The organism is Streptomyces verrucosisporus (genome assembly GCF_017114865.1).
Lineage (GTDB): Bacteria > Actinomycetota > Actinomycetes > Streptomycetales > Streptomycetaceae > Streptomyces > Streptomyces fenghuangensis.
This window is the reverse complement of the sequence record NZ_JADEYH010000009.1, coordinates 76,661-96,554: the sequence shown is the minus strand read 5'-3', so window position 1 is coordinate 96,554 and position 19,894 is coordinate 76,661. Positions and strand designations below refer to the sequence as shown.

At 73.8% G+C, this 19,894-nt stretch carries 17 protein-coding genes; 10 read left to right on the top strand and 7 right to left on the bottom strand.

The genetic code is table 11. The features are described from left to right. Positions 1–10: 10 nt before the first annotated feature. Positions 11–1,591 (bottom strand): S8 family peptidase, encoded by a 1,581-nt coding sequence (locus tag IQ279_RS12745; protein ID WP_206348548.1) that lies wholly within the window; start codon positions 1,589–1,591, stop codon positions 11–13. 318 nt (positions 1,592–1,909) lie between these two features. Here IQ279_RS12745 and IQ279_RS12740 point away from each other — a divergent pair, with 318 nt between their 5' ends. Further along, positions 1,910–2,488, top strand: a complete 579-nt coding sequence (locus tag IQ279_RS12740) for a M23 family metallopeptidase (RefSeq protein WP_206348546.1) — start codon at positions 1,910–1,912, stop codon at positions 2,486–2,488. A gap of 143 nt (positions 2,489–2,631) precedes the next feature. Here the strand turns inward: IQ279_RS12740 and IQ279_RS12735 are convergent, their stop codons facing one another. Further along, positions 2,632–5,520, bottom strand: a complete 2,889-nt coding sequence (locus IQ279_RS12735; RefSeq protein WP_206348544.1) for an AfsR/SARP family transcriptional regulator — start codon at positions 5,518–5,520, stop codon at positions 2,632–2,634. Between the two features lie 391 nt (positions 5,521–5,911). Between IQ279_RS12735 and IQ279_RS12730 the strand changes: the two genes are divergently transcribed. The 5 genes from IQ279_RS12730 to IQ279_RS12710 all read left to right on the top strand — a co-directional run bounded on the left by IQ279_RS12730 (position 5,912) and on the right by IQ279_RS12710 (position 11,511). Then, the gene (locus IQ279_RS12730) at positions 5,912–6,598 is read left to right on the top strand and encodes a Crp/Fnr family transcriptional regulator (RefSeq protein WP_206348542.1); all 687 of its coding nucleotides are present in this window, start codon (positions 5,912–5,914) and stop codon (positions 6,596–6,598) included. Positions 6,599–6,703: 105 nt separating this feature from the next. Next, positions 6,704–7,480 (top strand): hypothetical protein, encoded by a 777-nt coding sequence (locus IQ279_RS12725; RefSeq protein WP_206348540.1) that lies wholly within the window; start codon positions 6,704–6,706, stop codon positions 7,478–7,480. Further along, positions 7,477–9,783: a hypothetical protein gene (locus IQ279_RS12720; RefSeq protein WP_206348539.1), complete on the top strand. Its 2,307-nt coding sequence runs from the start codon at positions 7,477–7,479 to the stop codon at positions 9,781–9,783. Before IQ279_RS12725 ends, IQ279_RS12720 begins: the two co-directional genes overlap by 4 nt. Continuing rightward, positions 9,780–10,997, top strand: coding sequence for a hypothetical protein (locus tag IQ279_RS12715; protein ID WP_206348537.1), 1,218 nt, complete (start codon positions 9,780–9,782; stop codon positions 10,995–10,997). Before IQ279_RS12720 ends, IQ279_RS12715 begins: the two co-directional genes overlap by 4 nt. Then, a complete protein-coding gene (locus tag IQ279_RS12710; protein WP_241028013.1) occupies positions 10,981–11,511 on the top strand; it encodes a Pycsar system effector family protein in 531 nt (176 codons plus the stop codon). Before IQ279_RS12715 ends, IQ279_RS12710 begins: the two co-directional genes overlap by 17 nt. 142 nt (positions 11,512–11,653) lie before the next feature. Here IQ279_RS12710 and ychF read toward each other — a convergent pair whose 3' ends face one another. Next, complete coding sequence (gene ychF, locus IQ279_RS12705; RefSeq protein ID WP_206348535.1) at positions 11,654–12,742, bottom strand: redox-regulated ATPase YchF; 1,089 nt, start codon at positions 12,740–12,742, stop codon at positions 11,654–11,656. 139 nt (positions 12,743–12,881) lie between these two features. On the opposite strand from ychF, the gene IQ279_RS12700 reads away from it, so the two are divergent. Next, positions 12,882–13,559 carry a DUF6542 domain-containing protein gene (locus IQ279_RS12700; protein ID WP_206348533.1) on the top strand — a complete coding sequence of 226 codons (678 nt, stop codon included), beginning with the start codon at positions 12,882–12,884 and terminating at the stop codon, positions 13,557–13,559. Here the strand turns inward: IQ279_RS12700 and IQ279_RS12695 are convergent. Next, positions 13,556–14,536 carry a 4-hydroxy-3-methylbut-2-enyl diphosphate reductase gene (locus IQ279_RS12695; RefSeq protein ID WP_206348531.1) on the bottom strand — a complete coding sequence of 327 codons (981 nt, stop codon included), beginning with the start codon at positions 14,534–14,536 and terminating at the stop codon, positions 13,556–13,558. The two genes, IQ279_RS12700 and IQ279_RS12695, sit on opposite strands and share 4 nt — an antisense overlap. Before the next feature lie 106 nt (positions 14,537–14,642). Between IQ279_RS12695 and xseA the strand changes: the two genes are divergently transcribed. Together xseA and IQ279_RS12685 are read left to right on the top strand one after the other, a co-directional pair. After that, on the top strand, positions 14,643–15,863 hold the full coding sequence (xseA, locus tag IQ279_RS12690) for an exodeoxyribonuclease VII large subunit (RefSeq protein ID WP_206348529.1): 1,221 nt from the start codon (positions 14,643–14,645) through the stop codon (positions 15,861–15,863). A 40-nt stretch (positions 15,864–15,903) separates the two neighbouring features. Continuing rightward, a complete protein-coding gene (locus IQ279_RS12685) occupies positions 15,904–16,179 on the top strand; it encodes an exodeoxyribonuclease VII small subunit (protein ID WP_206348527.1) in 276 nt (91 codons plus the stop codon). A gap of 116 nt (positions 16,180–16,295) precedes the next feature. Here the strand turns inward: IQ279_RS12685 and IQ279_RS12680 are convergent, their stop codons facing one another. Beyond that, entirely contained in the window at positions 16,296–16,916 is a 621-nt protein-coding gene (locus IQ279_RS12680) for a DUF4245 domain-containing protein (protein ID WP_206348525.1), read from the bottom strand. A gap of 151 nt (positions 16,917–17,067) precedes the next feature. Here IQ279_RS12680 and glpX point away from each other — a divergent pair, with 151 nt between their 5' ends. Next, positions 17,068–18,102, top strand: a complete 1,035-nt coding sequence (gene glpX, locus IQ279_RS12675) for a class II fructose-bisphosphatase (protein ID WP_206348523.1) — start codon at positions 17,068–17,070, stop codon at positions 18,100–18,102. A 158-nt stretch (positions 18,103–18,260) separates the two neighbouring features. Here the strand turns inward: glpX and IQ279_RS12670 are convergent, their stop codons facing one another. Together IQ279_RS12670 and IQ279_RS12665 are read right to left on the bottom strand one after the other, a co-directional pair. Next, positions 18,261–18,620 carry a WhiB family transcriptional regulator gene (locus tag IQ279_RS12670; protein ID WP_206348521.1) on the bottom strand — a complete coding sequence of 120 codons (360 nt, stop codon included), beginning with the start codon at positions 18,618–18,620 and terminating at the stop codon, positions 18,261–18,263. A gap of 265 nt (positions 18,621–18,885) precedes the next feature. Next, positions 18,886–19,848: a hydrogen peroxide-inducible genes activator gene (locus IQ279_RS12665; RefSeq protein WP_206348519.1), complete on the bottom strand. Its 963-nt coding sequence runs from the start codon at positions 19,846–19,848 to the stop codon at positions 18,886–18,888. Positions 19,849–19,894: the final 46 nt, after the last annotated feature.

Sequence of the window (19,894 nt, the reverse complement as noted above, 5' to 3'; positions counted from 1 at the left end):
TTTCGGGGGCTCAGAACTGCAGCGCCCAGGAGTTGATCGTGCCGGTGTCCCACCAGGCGTTGTCGCTGACCCGCAGCTTCCAGGTCCCGTTCGCGGTCTCCGAGGAGGCGTTGACGGTGTAGGTGCCGATCACGTTGTCGGCGCTGCCGCCCGTCCCGTAGTCCTTGAGGCGGTAGGCACTGCCGTCGGGGGCGACCAGGTCGACCCGGAGGTCGCCGCTGTAGGTGTGCCGGATGTCGACCTCGACCTTCAGGTCGGAGGGGGCGTTGCCGCTGACGCCCGAGACGGTGATCGGGGACTCCACGGTGGAGTTGTCGCTGATCGGGTAGTCGGTGGTGTTCTCGAAGCGGTCGCCCGGGTCACCGGGGTCGCCCGGGTCGCCCTCGCCCACGTTCAGCAGCTTGTTCGGGGAGCCGCTGCCGGGGCCGGAGATCACGCCGGTGACGGCGGCGGAGTCCAGCCCGGCCGCGACCTGGGACGGGGTGGCGCCGGGGTTGTCCCCCAGGTACAGCGCGGCGGCACCGGCGACGTGCGGCGCCGCCATCGACGTCCCCGAGATGGTGTTGGTGGCGCTGTCCGAGGTGTGCCAGGTGGAGGTGATGGACGAGCCCGGCGCGAAGATGTCCAGGATGCTGCCGTAGTTGGAGAACGACGAGCGCGCGTCGGAGCTGGTGGTGGATCCGACGGTGATGGCCTCGGCGACCCGGGCGGGCGAGGAACTCGACGCGTCGGTGTTGGAGTTGCCCGCGGCCACCGCGTAGGTGACACCGGAGGCGATGGAGTTGCGCACGGCGGTGTCGAGGGTGGAGTTGGCGCCGCCGCCCAGGCTCATGTTGGCCACCGCGGGCTTGACGGCGTTCCGCGTCACCCAGTCGACGCCCGCGACCACGCCGGAGATGGTGCCGGAGCCGTTGTTGTCCAGCACGCGCACGGCCACGATCTTCGCCTTCTTGGCGACACCGTGGGACGTGCCCGCGACGGTGCCGGCGACGTGGGTGCCGTGGCCGTTGCCGTCCTGCGCGACGTTGTCGCCGTCCACGGCGTCGTAGCCGTTCACGGCCCGGCCGCCGAAGTCGCTGTGGCTGATCCGCACGCCGGTGTCGATGATGTAGGCGTTCACGCCCTGGCCGGCGGAGTCCGGGTAGGTGTAGCTGTTGTCGAGCGGCAGGGACCGCTGGTCGATGCGGTCCAGGCCCCAGGACGGGGGGTTGGTCTGGGTGCCGGCGATGGAGACCTTCTGGTCCTGCGCCACCGCGTCCACGGCCGGGTCGGCGGCGAGCCTCTTCGCCTCGGCCTCGCTCAGCTGGACCGCGTAGCCGTTGAGCGCCTCGCGGTAGGTGCGCTTGATGGAGGCGCCGTACTTCTTCACCAGCGACTTGCCCTTCGAGGAGCCGGCGTCGGCCGCGTCCTCGTCGAGGGTCACGATGTAGCTGTTCTCGATCGCTCCGGGGGCGCCGGCGTTCTGGATCACGCCTTCGGCCGGCGGAGCGGCCACGGCGGTCACCGCGGGCACGAAGCCGATGGCCAGGGCCGCGGCGGTCACCGTGGCCGCACGGGCACGTCTGCGTCGGGTGGGACGCATCGCTGCCATGTGGGGGTCCTCCTCCTGTGGGGTGCGCTACCGAGGGATTGCGCATGAACATGACAAACCAAGCACCGGGAGGTGCGCGGTGCCCGAACGGTTCGCCGCTCGAAAGATTCGCCGATCCATAGGAAAGACACAAGGGTGCGTGCACAAAGACACGTACATGTCACATGCCGTCAACACACTTCCGGCCACGACGCCCTGGCCCCCGGGCCGGTGCCGCCCCACCGGTCCGCCCGGCCGCCGGAGGAGGCCCGGCGGTTGTATCCGCTTTGTATGGGCGCCCCCTTCAATCGCCCCGTCACCGACCACAAGGGGAAGCCCATGCAGAGACGTTCCCGCCGGATACTCGCGGCCGCGAGCGCGGTCGCCGCCCTCGCGGCCACGGCCCCCAACGCCGTCGCGACACCGCAGGAGAGCTCACCGGACGCCGTACAGGCCCTGGCCCGGCCCAACTTCAAGATGCCGTTCCTGTGCGGCCAGGTCTGGCGCGGCAGCAACTGGAACGGGCACAGCCCGGCCCGCTCGATCGACTGGAACCACTACGACGCGAACGGCAACCCGGACGACTACAAGCGCCGGGTGTTCGCCAGCGCCGGCGGCACCGTCCTCTCCTCCCACTACTCCACCACCACCGGCTACGGCCACACCATCGTGATCGGCCACGGGAACGGCTGGCGGACGCGCTACGCCCATCTGTACAGCCGGGGGGTCGGCAAGGGCGACAAGGTCAAGGCCGGCCAGCGGATCGGCCGGGTCGGCAAGTCGTCCGCCAAGTACAGCCTCTCCCCCCACCTGCACTACGAGCAGATCCACAACGGGTCGGTCGTCACCGCGGTCGTGCAGGGGGTCGGCTACCCCGACTACACCACGCGCTACCAGAAGAGCACCAACAAGTGCTGATGTGACGCCCCCGCGAGGGGCGGACGGCCGGGCCCGCCGCACCCGCCGTCCGCCCCTCGCGGGGGCGTGCCGCCTCCGGCGCCGGAGGCGACACGCCCCCGCGAACCCGTCAGGGCCGCGAACGCACCGGCAAGGCGAACGCGTCAGCACGGCGAACGCAGCTTGGCGTCCACGAGCTCGGCCTGATCGCACACCTGGAGCCGGCGCCACGTCGAAAGGGAACGGTGGAAGTAGCGCCTGGCGGTCTGCTCCCGGCCGGTCGCCCGGTGCAGTTCACCCAGCAGGCACGCGACGCGCGCCTCGGCCCGGCGGTCGCCGAGCTGCCGCTGCACGGCGAGCGCGTCCACCAGCAGCGCCGACGCCTGGCCCGCGTCGCCCTGCCGCAGGCACAGCTCCCCGATGCTCTGCTGCACATAGGCCGCGCAGTGCGTGTCGGCCAGCTCGTCGAAGATGCCCAGCGCCCGCTCCAACTCCGCCCGTGCGGCCTGCGGTTCACCGCGCAGCTCGTGCAGTACCGCGATCCGGCGGCGCACCTGCGCCTCCCGGTGCCGGTCGCCGACGGCGCGGGACAGCTCCAGGGCGCCGTCGAGCCAGGGCGCCGCGGCGTCCGGCTCCCGGCGCTCCAGCCACACCGAGGCGATCGCGTTGTGCGCGACCGCCTCACCGTGCGGGTCGCCCACACCGCCGAACCCGCGCAGCGCGTCGGTGAACGCCTTCAGAGCGGCGCCGAGATCGCCCACCACCCGGTGCACGGAGCCGGCCCCCACCGCGGCGACCGCCTCGCCCGGCGGATGCCCCAGCCGGGCGAAGAGGGCGCGCGAGGTCCGGAACGACTCCAGCGCCTCCGCGTACCGGTCCTGGTAGAGGTGGAGCTGGCCCAGGTTGCGCAGCAGCGCCGCGGCCCGGATGTCGGCCGGGTCGGGCATCGCGTCGAGCACGAGCCGGTGCGTTCTCAGCCAGTCGCCGTAGTAGCCGCGCATGTCGAAGAAGCCCGCCAGCTCGACGGCGAGGTCGGCGGCCCGGGAGACCCGGCCCAGCCGCAGCGCGGACTCCACCGACCGGACCAGCAGCCGGCGCTCGGTCTCGAACCACTCGACGGGCCGGGCTCGTACCGCGTGCGCGACCGCGGCGGCCGGCCCGGTGGGCCGGACCGGCTCCCCGAGCACCCCGAGGAAGCGGGTGGGCATCGCCGAGTTCGCGCAGCGGGCGAGCGCGATCAGCTCGTCGACGACCTGCAGCCGGAGCCGCCGGAGCACGCCCGCGCCGTCCTCCTCGGCCAGCTCCCCGGCGTAGCAGCGCAGCAGGTCGTGCATCCGGTAGCGCTGCAGCCCCAGCCGGTCGGTGCCCACCACCTCGACCAGGTGCTCGTCGGCCAGCGCCTCCAGCTCCCCGGCGGCCCCGTCCGGGCGGCCCATCGCCACCGCGACGAGCCAGCCGGGCACCGCGTCGCCGCTCAGGTGCCCGAAGGCGCGGAAGGCCGCCGCCGCCCGCTCGGGCAGATGGCGGTAGCTCAGCTCCGCGCTCGCCCGCACCTCCATCTCGCCCGTCTGGAGCTGGTCCAGCCGTCCGCGCTCGTCGTGCAGGAAATCGGCCAGCGTGCCGACGCTCCAGCCCGGCCTGTTGGCCAGCCGGGAGCCGGCGATCCGTACGGCCAGCGGCAGCGAACCGCAGCCGGTGAGCACCCGGTCGGTATCGGCGCCCTCCCTGCGCAGCCGGTTCTCCCCCACGATCGCGCCCAGGAGCGCGCGGGCCTCGTCGCGTCTCATCACCCCGATGGGGAAGTGGTGCGCCGGCAGCCCCGGCGTCCGGCGGCGCGAGCTGACGACCACCGCCGATCCGCCGGTCCCCGGAAGCAGGGGGCGCACCTGCGCGCCGCCCGCCGCGTCGTCGAGGACGACGAGGTACCGGCGCTGCGCCATGCGCGAGCGCAGCAGCGCGGCCCGTTCGCCCAGCTCGCCGGGGACCGCGCTGTCGATGACGCCGAGCCCCCGCAGCATCTCGGCCAGGACGTCGGCCGGCTCGCGCGGGCGGTCGCTCATCCCGCCCAGGTCCACGAAGAGCTGGCCGTCGGGGAAGGCCCGGCGCACCCGGTGCGCCACATGGACCGCCAGGGTCGTCTTCCCCGAGCCCGGCGGGCCCGACAGGACGGCGACGACCGGCTGCCGGCCGGCCGCCGACAGCAGCCGCTCCAGCGCGGCGACCTCCTCGGACCGTCCGGTGAAGTCCGGCACGTCCATCGGCAGCTGGCACACCGGCTCGGCCGGCACGGGCCGGCGCCGGCCGGTGTAGCCGTTGACCTCCTCCCCGGTGCGGCGCAGGGAGGCGCCCGGTTCGACGCCGAGCTCGGCCGCCAGGATCCGCTCGGCCTCGGCGTAGGCGGCACGGGCCTGCGCGGTGCGGCCCGACCCGTGCAGCGCCCGCACCAGCATCTGCCACAGGTCCTCGCGTAACGGGTCCCCGGCCAGACGTGAGCGCAGCTCCACGACCAGCGGCGCGTACTCCCCCATGCGCAGCCGCACTTCGAGGCACTCGCCGACCGCGGCCGACCGCGCCTCCTCGGCCCTGGCGACCACCGGATCCCACACCACGCTGGACGGCACGTCCTGCAGCACGCTGCCGCGCCAGAGCCCGAGGGCCGACTCGTAGCGGCGCAGCGCCGCCTCGTCCCCGCCGTGGTCGCGCTCCGCGCGGGCCCGCTCCAGCCGCTGCTCGAAGAGCGACAGGTCGGTGTCACCGGGCGCGACGTCGAACGCGTACCCCGACGGTCTGGTGCTCAGCCCGCCGGTGGCGACCCCCGCCTCCGACAGGGCGCGGCGCAGTGTGCGCACATAGGTGCGGACGTTGGCGACGGCGGAGCGGGGGGCGCCGCCGGGCCACAGGACCTCGGTCAGCATGTCGAGCGAGACGAAGGCGCCTGGCTGCAGCAGCAGCGTGGCGAGGACCGCCCTCGGCTTGGGACCGCCGAGACGGACCTCGGTACCGCGCCCCCGTACCCTCAGCGGCCCCAGCACCCCGAAAGTCGGCTCCCCCATCCACGCGCCCTCCGCGACGGTCCGTGGCCCGGGGGCACAGCGTACTGGCGTACGAGGGTGTCGGACAGGTGCGCGCGGAACGCCGCTCCCCGCGGCGAACACCGGCCGTCCCTCCGGCGTCGTACGAGTGCCGCGCGGGTGTCCCCGGGCGGTCCTGCGGGCCGTTGACGGCGGCCGGACGTCCACGCCCCTCCGCCGCCGGCCGGGCACGGCGGCGTACGCGGGGCGCGGAGGCCCCCGCCTCCTCCCGGGGCCGGGCGGTACGGCCGGAAGGACCGGGCGCCGCGCCGGTGCGCCGGACACCGATGCTCTGTCCCACTTCGGCCAATCGTCTGAAATACGACACCCGCTGGAATACCCTGTGTGCCCTGCCGAGCACCATGGGGGGACCGTGGGGTTATTCGGAGAGAACCAGGTTTTTCTGAGCAGACTGGCCCACACCGACCAGCAGTCGCTGCTGGCGCTCGGCCACCGGCACGTCTACCGGTCGCAGGAGGAACTCGTCGGCGAGGGTTCGGCGACCACCTTCGTCCTGCTGATCCTGACCGGCTGGTGCACGGTGTGGCGGGCCACCGAGCGCGGGCGCCTCATCCTGGCGCTGCGTCAGGCCGGTGAACTCGTCGGCGAGATGGCCGCCCTGGACGGACGCCCGCGCAGCGCCACGGTGAGTGCGCTGGGCACCGTGGAGGCCCTCGTGGTGCCGGGCGACCGCTTCCGGCACTTCATGTCGGCCCGCCCTTTCGTGACCGGCCTGGTGATGGCGCAGCTCACCGAGCGGCTGCGCAGCGCCGACGACCAGCGCCGCTCCCTGGCCTCGGCCACCGTCCTGGAGCGGCTCGCCGCCTGCCTCGTCGAACTCGCCGACCGCACCGGCCGCCAGGAGAGCGGCTCGACGGTGATCCGTCTCCCGCTGTCCCAGCAAGAGATCGCCGCGGCGGTGGGCTCGACCCGTGAGGCGGTGGCGAAGGCGCTGCGGCTGCTCCGCGAGGAGGGGCTCGTACGCACCGGGCCGAAGGTCATCGTGGTCAACGATCCGGAACCGCTGCGGCTGCTCGGCGGTTCCGCGACGCCGACGTGACGGCCGGGTGTGTAAACGGCTACAGCGCGGTCCCCGCCGCCGCGGGACAGTGGCGGCAGGGCCGGGACGAACACCGGGCAGGCCGGGGCGAAAGGCAGTGGAGCGATGCACGGCGAGACGCGGTACGGATTCATCATCAGCCTGGACGCCCAGGGATCGGGCACCACCCCCGACCCGGACCGCCCCGGGTTGCGCGCACGGATCCACCGGGTGGCGGAGGACGCGTTCGACAGGGCGGGCATCGGCGACGCCAGGCTGGTCCAGGAGGATCGCGGTGACGGCATTCTCGCCGTGGTGGAGCCACGCCGCACCGAAGCGCTCGCGGGTGAGTGGGTGGAGTACCTCCACCAGAACCTGCGCCAGGTCAACCGGGAGCTGAGCCGGCCGCTGCGGTTGCGTGCCGGCCTCAACGTCGGCCCGTTCACCCCCGACGGGCAGGGCTTCTCCGGCGCCGCGGTCGACCTCGCCTGCCGGATCGGCAACTGCCCCGAGGCCAAGGCCGTACTGGCCGCCGCCCCCGGCTCGCCGCTGCTGGTGGCCGTCACCGAGCAGCTCTACCGGGACGTCATCCGGCACGGGGGCCGGTGGATCGAGCCGGACCACTACCGCCGGTACCGCGTCCTGCTCAAGGAAGGGGCACATCAGCCCTGGTTCACGGTGCCGGGCCGCACCGCACCGCCGCCGCTCCCCGGTCAGGAGGGGAGCGCCGCACCACCGGAGGCGGACGGGCCGCCGGAGGCGGACACCGGGCGGGGGGAGGACGCCGGGGACGACTTCCGGTTCGGCACCGTGACCCACTACGGGTCCGGGCAGGTGCTGCAGGGCAGGTTCGGAGACCTCACCTTCGACCAGCGTCACGGCGGCGCCGGGGAGCGCGCATGAGCACCGGCGACACGGACACCCCCGAGGCCCGGGCGGACAGCGCGCCCGGAACGGACGGAGGCGGCGGTGGCGGCGGTGGCGGCGGCGGCCGTGGCGACGGCGGCCGACCGCAGCCGGACCGGTCCGGGGGGCAGGACCGCGGACCGCGGCAGGACGGCGGGCCACGGCAGGACGGCGGGCCCGCCGCGTCCGACGGACCGCCGGAGGACGAGCTCTTCGGCGACTCCGGGACCGACCCGTCGGCCAAGGAGGGGCGGGCGGCGGCGGGAGGGGCCGCCGCCCGCATCGCGCGCGAGTCCCGGGCGTTCTTCCTGCGCGACTCCAGCACCTACGTCGGCGGCACCATCGGTGCGGTCAACTTCCGCTTCGGGGAAACCGCCCGGGCGTCCCTGCTCGCCGGACCGCTGCCCGAGGACGAGCTGCGACGGCTGCGGCGGCGGTTCGCCCGGCCGCCGGACTACGAGGACTTCAAGCGGCAGCTGCGCGACGACCGCCTGCTGGTGCTCTGCGGTCAGCCCGGCAGCGGGCGGACGTACACCGCCCTGTCGCTCCTCGACGACCTCACCCGCGGGAAGGTGTCCCGGCTGGACCCCGGTTCCGACCTCACCGGCCCGGACTCGGACGACGAGGGCGGCCGTGTGGCCGAGGGCCACGGCTACGCCCTGGAGCCGGCCGACGGCCGGCTGCCCGCGGAACTGCACCTGGACCGGCTGCGCCGCCTGCTCGCCGACCGCGGCGCCTACGCCGTGCTGCTGTCCGTACCCGACACCGGCGTCCCCGGCGCGCCGCAGGCCCGCTACCGCCGCGCGCACACGCCCGCCGCCGAGGACGCCGTACTCGACGGCCACCTGGCAGCGGAACTCGACAGCGCACCCGCCGAGGTGAGACGGGCGGCCCGGCTGCTGGCCCGCCGGGACACCGTACGGGCCGCGCTGGGACTGGAGACGCTGCTGCCCGCCGAGGCCGCCAGGCTCGCCGGCCTCGTGGCCCGGCACGTCACCGGCGAGCTGACCGAGGAGGAGCTGCTGACCGCCTGCCGCGGATTCGCCGCCGAGCAGGTCCGCGAGTGGTTCGCCGGAGGCCCGGCGGCCGAGACCCTGCCCGCGCTGCGGGACGCGGCGTACCGGATCGCACTCGCGGTGTTCGGCAACAGCTCCTTCAACGTCGCCGCCGAGGCCGCGGAGCTCCTCACCTGGGAACTGGCGGTGACCGCCGATCCCGAGCGGGTGCCCGGACGGCCGCTGCTCAGCGACGGCCTGGAGGCCAGGCTCACCTCGGCCCGCGCCACCACCCGGATCAGTCTCCAGCCGGTGGTGGCGGACGAGGAGATCCCGGTCCGCACCGTGCAGTTCCTCGGTACCGCCCTCGCGCCGGCCCTGCTCGCCCATCTGTGGGAGCACCACCACAACATGCGCGGCCCGGTGCTGCGCTGGCTCGACTCGCTCTGCCAGGACCCGCGCGACGAGGTGTGGACCAGGGCCGCCGTGGCGGCGGGCGAGCTGTGCCGGCTCGACTGCTCCCACACGCTCAGGGAGCTGCTCGTCCCGATGGCCGAGGCCGACCGGGCCCGCCGCGGCCTGTTCGTCGCCACCGCGCTGCAGGACGTGCTCGACGACCCGACGGTCGGCGGGGCCCTGCGGTCGCTGGTGAAGAAGTGGGGCTCCCACGGCAACGGCAACCTCCGCTGGACGGCTGCCGCGGTGCTCAGCCGGGGCACCGCGACCCGGACCGTGGACGAGGCGCTGGGCAGGCTCGGCCGGATCGGCACCTGGGAGGACGGCCGGCTGCGGTCCATCGCGGCGGAGAGCGTCGCGCACCTGGCCGGCTCCGCCTCGGGCCGGGAACCGCTGGCCCGGATCCGGGCGTGGCTCGGCGACAGCAGGCGGCAGCATCAGAACCTCGGCCTGGTCAGCACGCTGTTCCTGGCCGAGACGCTGGTGGAGGCCCTCTGGAATCCGGTCCCGGAGTTCGTCGGCCGCGAGAAGTGGCCGCTGGCACTGGCGATCTGCGCGACACGCCCGGACCAGGCGTCCGAGGTCGCCGGACTGCTGTGGACGGCCCTCAACACCAGCCGCTCCTACCGGGCGGCGCTGGACACCGTGGCCTCCTGGCTGCGCACATGCCCCGGCAAGCCGTGGGAGGCGGCCGTCCTCGGCTTCCTGCCACTGCTGGTGCTGACCGACGACGACCGGCAGCGGATGCTCTCGCTGGTCGGAAAACTCTCCCAGGACCCCGACGAACCGCTGGCCCGGGAATACGTCCACCGCCTCCTGCGGACGCTCCAGACAGGAAGAACCCCATGAACCAGAACATCCACCACCAGGCACCGGCAGGCGGGCCCCTCGACAACAGTGTGACGTTGCCGGACGAGCTGCGGGGGCCGTTCCTGTTCGAGATCACGCCGGACGGCCCCTACCGGCACATCGGGCTGCAGCAGGCGTCGGTCGTGCACTACCGAAACGGCGGCCACAGCGTCATCACCGTACGCGGCGCGCTGCACCACAACAGGCCCCGGGTGGGAAGGCGGCCGGTGTCGGTCTGCCTGATCGCCCAGGGACGGCACCAGACCTCCTTCGAGATGCGGTTGCCCACCCGGGGCGACGAGGGCAACTTCACCTGCGCGGTGGACATCCACTGGGAGGTCCAGGACTTCCTGCTGGCCGCGGAGAAGCGGGTGGTGGACGTCGAGAGGATGCTGCGCGCTCCCCTGCTGGCCCGGCTGCGGACCTTCACCAGGCGCTACGGGCTCGACGGCGCCCAGCAGGCCGACGAGGCGATCCAGGCCGAACTGGCCACCGGGAACCAGTCCTCCCTCGGCGCCGACATCGGCCTGGCCACGACGGTGTACGTACGCATCGACCTGGGCCGGGCCGCCGCCGACCACAAGCAGGCCCTGCTGGACGTGCAGCACACCGCGATCGTGCAGTCGGCCAGGGACCAGGCGGACGCCGCCCGGGTGCAGTCCAACCTGGCCGCCGCGCAGGAGCTCATCGCCGCGGGCGAGGCCGGGCAGTACGCCCACATGCTCGCGCAGGACCCGGCCCGCGCCCAGGAGATCCTGCACGAACTGCAGGGCCAGGCGCGGCAGCAGCGGCAGGGGGCCCTGGAGTACCTCACACGGCTGATCGACCAGGGCGTCGTACAGCGCCATCAGGTGGAGGGTCAGGTGCAGCAGCTCATCGACTACGCCAGGTCGACCGGCAGAGCGCTGTTCGACAGCGGTCTGCCGCAGCCCCCGACGGCACTGCCGGTGCCGCCGGCCGACCCGGCGTCCGGACAGTGGATCACCACGGCCCGGGAACCGGCCGCACAGGCCGCGGACACGCCCCCCGCCCCGCTCGCGCCGGGCACTCCCCCCATGCCGCCCGTACCGCCGCAGGTCCCCTCCGCCGTACCGCCGGACACGGCGGAGACGCGGGACGAGCCGCCGGCGGGGTCCGGCGGCGGGAGGGTGAACTACATCAAGCAGGAACGGCACCGGCCCAGTCGGGAGGACCAGGATGAGCACAACGGGTGAGTCCGCCACCGACGTGCCCCCGACCGGCCGGGAACAGGCCGTCTACGTGGCCGAACGGCTTCTGTCCACCGCTCGGGAGGATCTCGCCCGGGCCGACACCAAGGCGGCCGTACTGCTCTCGGGCGCCTTCGCGGCACCCGTGCTGCTCCTGGGCGGAGAAGTGTGGACCCCGTCCTCGGTGACCGGCGCCACGAAGGCCCTGCTCCTCGCCGGAGGGACCTTGTGGGCCGTCGGTACGGCGCTGCTGGCCTGGGTCGTCCTGCCCCGCACCGGCACCGCCCGGCCGGGGCCCGGGACGACGTTCTTCAGGGACATCGTCATGGCGTCGCCGGACACCGAGCGGCTCGTCCGGGCGATCACCGCGGCGGCCCTCGACCGGGTGTCGTGGCTGACGGTGCAGCTGGTGGACGTCAGCCTCATCCTCGACTCCAAGTACCGCTGGCTGCGGTGGGGCACCTGCTGTCTGGCCACCGGCCTCATGCTGTGCGGGGCGGCCCTGGTGAGTTCGCTGTAGCGAGCGGTCGCCCCTCCCGGGCCCGGCGGGCGCGCTCCCGCCGGGCCCGGGACGGGGACGGAAGCGGGGCCGCGCCCCGAAGAGCACGGCCCCGCCCGACCTGCCGCCTGCCGAACCGGCTGGTCCATGCCACAGCCGCCCGCTACACGTTGAAGCGGAACTCCACCACGTCGCCGTCGCGCATCACGTAGTCCTTGCCCTCCATGCGGGCCTTGCCGCGGGCGCGGGCCTCGGCCACCGAGCCCGCCTCGACCAGGTCCTCGAAGGAGATGACCTCGGCCTTGATGAAGCCCTTCTGGAAGTCGGTGTGGATCACGCCGGCCGCCTCGGGGGCCGTGGCGCCCTTCCTGATCGTCCAGGCGCGGGCCTCCTTCGGGCCCGCCGTCAGGTAGGTCTGGAGGCCGAGGGTGTCGAAGCCGACGCGGGCGAGGGTTGCCAGGCCCGGCTCCTCCTGGCCGACCGACTGGAGCAGTTCCAGGGCCTCGTCCTCGTCCAGTTCGGCGAGGTCGGACTCCAGCTTGGCGTTGAGGAAGATCGCCTCGGCCGGGGCGACCAGCTTGCGCTGCTCCTCCTTGAACGCCTCGTCGCCCAGCTCGTCCTCGTCCACGTTGAAGACGTAGAGGAAGGGCTTGGTGGTGAGCAGGTGCAGGTCGTGCAGGAGTCCGGCCCGCTCGGAGCCCTGGACGATGCCGGCCGAGAACAGCGTGCGGCCCTCGTCCAGGATGGCCTTGGCCTCCTCGACGGCCTTGACCTTGGGCTGGACGTCCTTCTTGATCCGGGACTCCTTCTGGAGCCGGGGCAGGACCTTCTCGATGGTCTGGATGTCGGCGAGGATCAGCTCGGTGTCGATCGTCTCGATGTCGTCCTTCGGCGAGACCCGGCCGTCGACGTGGACCACGTTCTCGTCGTCGAAGGCGCGGATGACCTGGCAGATCGCGTCCGACTCCCGGATGTTCGCCAGGAACTTGTTGCCCAGCCCCTCCCCCTCGCTCGCGCCGCGCACGATGCCGGCGATGTCGACGAAGTCGACGGTCGCGGGCAGAACGCGCTGGGAGTCGAAGATCTCCGCGAGCCGGGCGAGCCGGGGGTCGGGGACGCCGACGACGCCGACGTTCGGCTCGATGGTGGCGAACGGGTAGTTGGCCGCCAGCACGTCGTTCTTGGTCAGGGCGTTGAACAGGGTCGACTTGCCGACGTTGGGCAGGCCGACGATTCCGATCGTGAGCGACACGTGGCGACTTCCCGTAGCGAGAGGATCTGGGTGGACCGGCCCGGATGGGGGCCGATCCACCAGTCTACGGGCACTCCAAAGGACGCCCTTGGCGTGTCCGTGCCCGGCTCCGGGCCGGTGCCCGGCCTACGTTGGTGCGGTGGAGCAACACAGTGCGCGCATCCCCCGTCTCCGTCCGCGACGCCGGACGGCGCAGCCCTCATCCCCCGAAGCCGCGAAGAGCACACGCCGGGACGCGCCGGAGCGGCCCGATCCGGACCCGCCGCGCGCGGATACCCGGACCGCCCGGACCGGCCCGCCCGCCCGGCGCGAGTGGCCGCCGGGCGCGCGCCTGACCGGGCTGGGCTGCGGGCTGCTGGCCACGGGCGCGATGCTGCTGGCCGGCGGGCTGGACGCGCTGCTGCTGGGCGGCGACCCGGCCGTCTACGGGATCTCCTTCGTGCTGGTCAGCGCCGTGTGCGCGCTGTGGGTGCGCCCGGCCGACCTGGCCGCCGCGCCGATCGCCGTGCCGATCGCGTTCACCGCCGGGCTGGTCTTCGTCAGCGGAGGCTCGGGCGGGCCGGCGGACCGGCTGGTGGAGCTGGTGACCGCGCTGGCCGTGCACACCGGCTGGCTCTACGGGGGCACGCTGACGGCCGTGGCCGTGGCGGTCGCCCGCGGGCCCGGCGCCAGGCGTGCCGGACCCGGCGGGGCGAGGAGGGCCGGGGCGCGGAGCGGGAAGGCCGGGACGCGGGGGCGGGGGCGGGCCCCGGCCCCGGCCGCCCCCGCCGGCGCGGAGGAGGGCGGGGAGCGGCCCGCACGGCAGCCCGCCGGTTAGCCGGCGGCCTTGCGCCCGGCCTCGGCCCGCAGGTCCCGGCGCAGCTCCTTGGGGAGGGAGAAGGTCAGCTTCTCCTCCATCGGCTGGACGACCTCCACATCGCCGTAGCCTCGCTCGGCCAGCCACTCCAGAACGCCCTCGACCAGTACGTCCGGCACCGAGGCGCCCGAGGTGACGCCGACGGTGGCGACCCCCTCCAGCCACGCCTCGTCGATCTCGGAGGCGTTGTCGACCAGGTGACCGTCCTTCGCTCCCGCGCCGAGGGCGACCTCGACCAGGCGGACGGAGTTGGAGGAGTTCTTCGAGCCGACGACGATGACCAGGTCGGATTCGGCGGCTACCTGCTTGACCGCGGTCTGGCGGTTCTGGGTGGCGTAGCAGATGTCGTCGCTCGGCGGGCTGACCAGCGCCGGGAACCGCTGCTTGAGCGCGTCGACCGTCTCCATCGTCTCGTCGACCGACAGCGTGGTCTGGGAGAGCCAGACGACCTTCTCGGGGTCGCGCACCTCGACGTTCTCCACGTCCCCGGGGCCGTCGACCAGTGTGATGTGGTCGGGCGCCTCGCCGCTGGTGCCGATGACCTCCTCGTGGCCCTCGTGGCCGATCAGGAGGATGTCGTAGTCGTCCTTGGCGAAGCGGACGGCCTCCTTGTGGACCTTGGTCACCAGGGGGCAGGTGGCGTCGACGGTCGCCAGCTTCCGCCGCTCGGCCTCCTCGTGGACGACCGGGGCGACCCCGTGGGCGGAGAAGATCACGATGGAGCCCTCGGGCACCTCCTCCGTCTCGTCGACGAAGATCGCGCCCTTCTTGCGCAGGGTCTCCACGACGTACTTGTTGTGGACGATCTCCTTGCGCACGTAGATCGGCGCGCCGTACTGCTCCAGCGCCTTCTCGACGGCGATCACGGCGCGGTCGACGCCCGCGCAGTAGCCGCGGGGCGCGGCGAGGAGGACCCGGCGTGCGGTCGTAGCAGTCATGTGGCCATCGTACGGGCCCGGTCCGCGGACGCCCGGCGGGGCGGACGGTGCGGGTGGGAAAGGTGGGCGGGCCCCGGTTGTCGGCGGGTGCGGCTAGCCTCCTTCCATGGCTCTCAACACGTCGCCCGAGGCGCCGGTCCCCGTCGGCGAGGTGTCGCGGCTGATCGGCGGATGGATCGACCGGCTGGGCGCGGTGTGGGTCGAGGGGCAGATCACCCAGCTCTCCCGGCGCCCCGGCGCGGGGATGGTGTTCCTGACCCTGCGCGACCCCTCCTACGACGTCTCGCTGACCGTGACCTGCTACCGCGCCGTCTTCGACAAGGTGGCGGAGGTGGTGGGCGAGGGCGCCCGGATCGTGGCGCTGGGCAAACCGGAGTGGTACGCGCCGCGCGGTCAGCTCTCCCTGCGGGTGAGCGAGATCCGGCCGGTGGGGATGGGCGAGCTGCTGGCGCGACTGGAGCAGCTGAAGAAGTCGCTGGCCGCCGAGGGCCTGTTCGCGGCCGAGCGGAAGAAGCCGCTGCCGTTCCTGCCCGGTGTGGTCGGCCTGGTCACCGGCCGCGCCTCCGCCGCCGAGCGGGACGTGCTGGAGACGGCCCGGCAGCGCTGGCCCGCCGTCCGCTTCGCCGTGCGAAACGTGGCCGTGCAGGGCGTGCACGCGGTGCCGCAGGTGATCGACGCGGTGCGGGAGCTGGACGCCGACCCGGCCGTGGACGTGATCATCGTGGCCCGGGGCGGCGGCAGCGTGGAGGATCTGCTGCCCTTCTCCGACGAGCGGCTGGTGCGGGCGGTGGCCGGCTGCGCCACCCCGGTGGTCTCGGCCATCGGGCACGAGCCGGACACCCCGCTGCTGGATCTGGTCGCCGACCTGCGCTCCCGTACGCCCACCCATGCCGCCAAGGACGTCGTGCCGGACGTGCGCGAGGAGATGGAGCGGGTGCGGCAGCTGCGCGAGCGGGCGATGCGGGCGGTTCGGGGGATGCTGGAGCGGCAGGAGCGAGGGCTGGCGGACACCATGAGCCGCCCGGTGATGGCCCGGCCGCAGGCGATGGTGGCCGAGCGCGAGGAGCAGGTCGCGGCGGTGCTCGACCGCGCCCGGCGGACGTTCGGGCATCTGCTGGCGCGGGCCGAGGCGGAGCTGGAGCACACCACCGCCCGGGTCGTCGCCCTCTCCCCCGCCGCGACGCTCGCACGCGGCTACGCGGTGCTGCAGCGGGCCGACGGGAGCGCGGTGCGGGTGGCGCGGGAGGTGGCCGACGGCGAGCGGCTGCGCGCCCGGGTGGCCGAGGGGGAGCTGACGGTGGTCGCGCGGCGCGGCGAGGAGGAGTGAGCAAGCCGCGCTGTCAGGCCCCGACACTAGGCTGAGGCGCATGACAGACACGAGCACCCACGCCCCGCCGGCCGGGGAGATGGGCTACGAGCAGGCGCGTGACGAGCTGGTCACCGTGGTCCGCCGTCTGGAGGCGGGCGGCTCCACGCTGGAGGAGTCGCTGGCGCTGTGGGAGCGGGGCGAGGAGCTGGCCGCGGTCTGCCGCCGACGGCTGGAGGGCGCCCGTGCGCGGCTGGACGCGGTGCTGGCCGAGAACGGGGAGGACGCCGTCGGCGAGGCCGCGGACGAGGAAGGGCCGGGGGACGGCCGGGAGTGACGGCGGGGGCCGCACCGGCCCCGGGCCCGGTCCGTGAGGACGCCGTCGCCGCCGTCCGGGAGCGCGCCGGGCCGCCGGGCGGGCCCCGGCGGCCCGCGTCCCGTCCCGGCTTCCGCTCAGTTCCTCCCGGGCGTCCCGGTCTCGCCGGCGTCCGCGGGCGCCCCGGTCTCCCCCGGCTCCCCGGCCCGCTCCGCCTCCAGCGAGGCGGCCAGCCGTGTGAGGCTCTCGAAGGGCGCCGTGCCCGTCACCACCGTGGTCACCCCGGACTCCCGCCGGACCAGCGCGTCGTACTTCTCGCCCTCGTAGCGCTCCCACTCCTCGCCGCCGACGGTCTGGGTGCGGTCGGCCGGTTCCGCCCCGTGGGTGACGCTCCGGACGAACTTCTCCGGCTCGCCGTCGCTCTGCTCGACGGCCGCGTACTGGTCGTCCGGATTCATGAAGCCCAGGTGCCACACGGCCCCGAGGTCGCTCTGCCGCTTGTAGCTCACCGAGGTCGCGCGCCAGGTGTCCGGCAGCCCCGCGGGCGCCACCACCGGGTACGGCGCCGCGCGCCGCGCCGTGACCAGCTCCAGGTCGTAGCTGATCGGGCGGACCGGGTCCAGTGAGTCGTCGTGCGGGACGAGCAGGTACACGAACCCCGCACCCAGAAGGATCACCAGCAACGACAGCACCATGTCCCGTGCCGTCTGCCTACCGCGCTTGTTCTCCGTGCTTGCCACGCCTCCATGGTCCCCCATGCCCGTTTCCGCCCGGACCACCACCCCCACCGCGCTCATCCGTGGGGCAGCCTGCTCACTTTGCCACTGCTCCGGATAGGGTCGAAGGCACCCTCAACACTTCGGCCGTCGCGTTCGGACGCCGTACAGACGTGCAGAAAGGTGCGTCACGATGACCGATCACCACCACCTTCCCTCCCAGCTCGAAGTAAGCCCCGAGGCACCCGACCGCAACCTCGCCCTCGAACTCGTCCGCGTGACCGAGGCGGGCGCCATGGCATCGGGCCGCTGGGTCGGCCGCGGCGACAAGAACGGCGCGGACGGTGCGGCCGTCCGCGCGATGCGCACCCTGGTCTCCACCGTCTCGATGAACGGCGTCGTCGTCATCGGCGAGGGGGAGAAGGACGAGGCCCCGATGCTCTACAACGGAGAGCGCGTGGGCGACGGGACCGGCCCGGAGTGCGACGTGGCCGTGGACCCGGTGGACGGCACGACCCTGACCGCCAAGGGCATGGGCAACGCGGTGTCGGTGCTGGCCGTGGCCGAGCGCGGCTCGATGTTCGACCCCTCGGCCGTGTTCTACATGGACAAGCTCGCCACCGGCCCGGAGGCCGCCGAGTTCGTCGACATCACCGCCCCGCCCGCGGTCAACATCCGCCGGGTCGCCAAGGCCAAGGGCGGCGCGCCGGAGGACGTCACCGTCGTCATCCTCGACCGGCCGCGCCACGACGGCATCGTCAAGGAGGTGCGGGAGTCCGGCGCCCGGATCAAGTTCATCTCCGACGGCGACGTGGCGGGCGCGATCATGGCCGTCCGCGAGGGCACGGGCGTGGACCTGCTGCTGGGCATCGGCGGTACGCCGGAGGGCATCATCGCCGCCTGCGCGATCAAGTGCCTGGGCGGTGTGATCCAGGGCCGGCTGTGGCCCAAGGACGACGAGGAGCGGCACAAAGCGGTCGACGCGGGCCACGACCTGGACCGGGTGCTGACCACCGACGACCTCGTCAACGGCGACAACGTGTTCTTCGTCGCCACCGGCATCACCGACGGCGACCTGCTGCGGGGGGTGCGCTACCGGGCGGAGACGGCCACCACCCAGTCCCTGGTGATGCGGTCGAGGTCCGGCACGATCCGCCAGATCGACTCCACCCACAAGCTGTCCAAGCTGCGCGCCTACAGCGCGGTCGACTTCGACCGGGCCCGCTGACGCGCCCGGCGGCGGGCCGGGCGGCCCGCCGCCGCGGGGGTGCGGGGCGAGGTCCCGGACCGGCCGGAAGGCGGAGCCGGCGCCGGGACCGGTACCGGGGGCGGTGACGTGCCGGTGCCGGGTGGGATCCGGGTGAGGGCCGGGATGGGGCGGGGCCGTCAGGCGATGCGGGACACCTGGGCCGGCTGCCCCAGCTCGGCATCGTGGCGACGGCGGCGGGCGAGCACCACTCTGCGCTCGGCCGCGGTCAGCCCGCCCCACACTCCGTACGGTTCGGGCTGGAGCAGCGCGTGCTCACGGCACTCCACGAGCACCGGGCAGCGTGCGCAGACCCGCTTGGCCGCCTGCTCGCGCGAGAGGCGGGCCGCCGTGGGCTCCTTGGAGGGCGCGAAGAACAGACCGGCCTCGTCCCTGCGGCAGACCGCCTCGGAGTGCCACGGTCCGGTTTGCTCGCGCGAGGAGGTGCGCTGGACGGGGACGACGGTGGCCTGCGGAGACTGATGCGGCGTTTGCAGCACGGTCCACTCCTGACGACGGCTACGGCTGTTCGATCTTTCGACTGAGTCACCCTGACCCGCCTTGCTGCGCACGGCAGTTCGCGCTGCGGCCGTACGAGAGACGATGCATCGGCTCTACCCACTGTGCGCACGCTTATGCATACGGTGGCGTACGGCCGGACGGCCCGCCGCGCGTCCCTTCGGCGGCGCCCGGCGAGGGGCGCGGCCGCCGTGTGCGCAGCGTGACGTGCGGCGGGCCGGGCCGCCGCACCGATCCGGCGCGCCGTCAGTCCACGATGCGCACCGGAAGCGGACGCATTGCCTCCCGCAAATCCTTGGCGAGCACCGCGAACTCGTCCCGCCGCGCCGCTCCCGCCCGCATCGCCAGACCGATCCGCCGCGAGGGCGCGGGGTCGGCGAAGCGGGCGGTCGCCAGCAGCTCGTTGCGCTCCGTCTCCACGTGCAGCGAGGTGCGCGGCAGCAGCGTCACGCCCAGCCCGCCCGCGACGAGCTGGACCAGGGTGGACAGCCCCGCCGCGCTCGTGGTGGCCGGCACCCCGTCGGTCCGCCCGGCCTCGCGGCACACGTCCAGGGCCTGCTCGCGCAGGCAGTGCCCCTCGTCCAGGAGCAGCAGGTCGAGACCGCGCAGCGTCTCGCGGGGCAGGCGGCCCCGGCCGGCCAGTTCGTGTCCGCTCGGGGTCACCAGCACGAAGTCCTCGTCGAACAGGGGCACCGTCTCCACCCCGCCGGCGTCCGCGGTCCGCGGTGCGCCGGGCGGCACCGCGAGCAGCAGCAGGTCGAGCCGTCCGGCCACCAGGCCGTCGAGCAGTGAGGCGGTCTGCTCCTCGTGCACCTGCAGATCCAGTGCCGGATAACGATCGTGAACGAGCCTCAGGACCGTCGGCAGCAGGTAGGGTGCGCAGGTCGGGATCACCCCCAGTCGCAGCGCGCCCGTGAAGGGGGCGCGTGCCGCCTCCGCCTCCTCCAGCAGCCCCTCCACCGCGTCCAGCACTGTCCGGGCTCTGGACGCCAGGCGCTCACCCGCCGGGGAGAGCAGTACTCTTCGCGTCGTACGCTCCAGCAGCTTCACTCCGAGCGACTCCTCCAGCGCCGCGACGGCACCCGAGAGAGCCGGCTGGCTCATCCCGATCTCAGCGGCGGCCTCACGGAAGTGGAGATGGTCCGCCACGGCCGCGAACGCCCGCAACTGGGACAGCGTGGGTTTGCGGCCCCCCCTGCCGTGCGACACGGGCCCCTGGTGGGGGCGCCTGCGGGACTCCTGGTCCGGTCTGTGC

Bases quoted from the DNA above. Each gene is read 5' to 3' on its own strand.
- IQ279_RS12710 (WP_241028013.1), top strand. From the start codon at position 10,981: ATGAGCACAACGGGTGAGTCCGCCACCGACGTGCCCCCGACCGGCCGG.
- IQ279_RS12695 (WP_206348531.1), bottom strand. From the start codon at position 14,536: ATGACTGCTACGACCGCACGCCGGGTCCTCCTCGCCGCGCCCCGCGGC.
- xseA (WP_206348529.1), top strand. From the start codon at position 14,643: ATGGCTCTCAACACGTCGCCCGAGGCGCCGGTCCCCGTCGGCGAGGTG.
- IQ279_RS12720 (WP_206348539.1), top strand. From the start codon at position 7,477: ATGAGCACCGGCGACACGGACACCCCCGAGGCCCGGGCGGACAGCGCG.
- IQ279_RS12715 (WP_206348537.1), top strand. From the start codon at position 9,780: ATGAACCAGAACATCCACCACCAGGCACCGGCAGGCGGGCCCCTCGAC.
- IQ279_RS12735 (WP_206348544.1), bottom strand. From the start codon at position 5,520: ATGGGGGAGCCGACTTTCGGGGTGCTGGGGCCGCTGAGGGTACGGGGG.
- IQ279_RS12725 (WP_206348540.1), top strand. From the start codon at position 6,704: ATGCACGGCGAGACGCGGTACGGATTCATCATCAGCCTGGACGCCCAG.
- IQ279_RS12740 (WP_206348546.1), top strand. From the start codon at position 1,910: ATGCAGAGACGTTCCCGCCGGATACTCGCGGCCGCGAGCGCGGTCGCC.
- IQ279_RS12745 (WP_206348548.1), bottom strand. From the start codon at position 1,591: ATGGCAGCGATGCGTCCCACCCGACGCAGACGTGCCCGTGCGGCCACG.
- glpX (WP_206348523.1), top strand. From the start codon at position 17,068: ATGACCGATCACCACCACCTTCCCTCCCAGCTCGAAGTAAGCCCCGAG.
- IQ279_RS12685 (WP_206348527.1), top strand. From the start codon at position 15,904: ATGACAGACACGAGCACCCACGCCCCGCCGGCCGGGGAGATGGGCTAC.
- IQ279_RS12680 (WP_206348525.1), bottom strand. From the start codon at position 16,916: ATGGGGGACCATGGAGGCGTGGCAAGCACGGAGAACAAGCGCGGTAGG.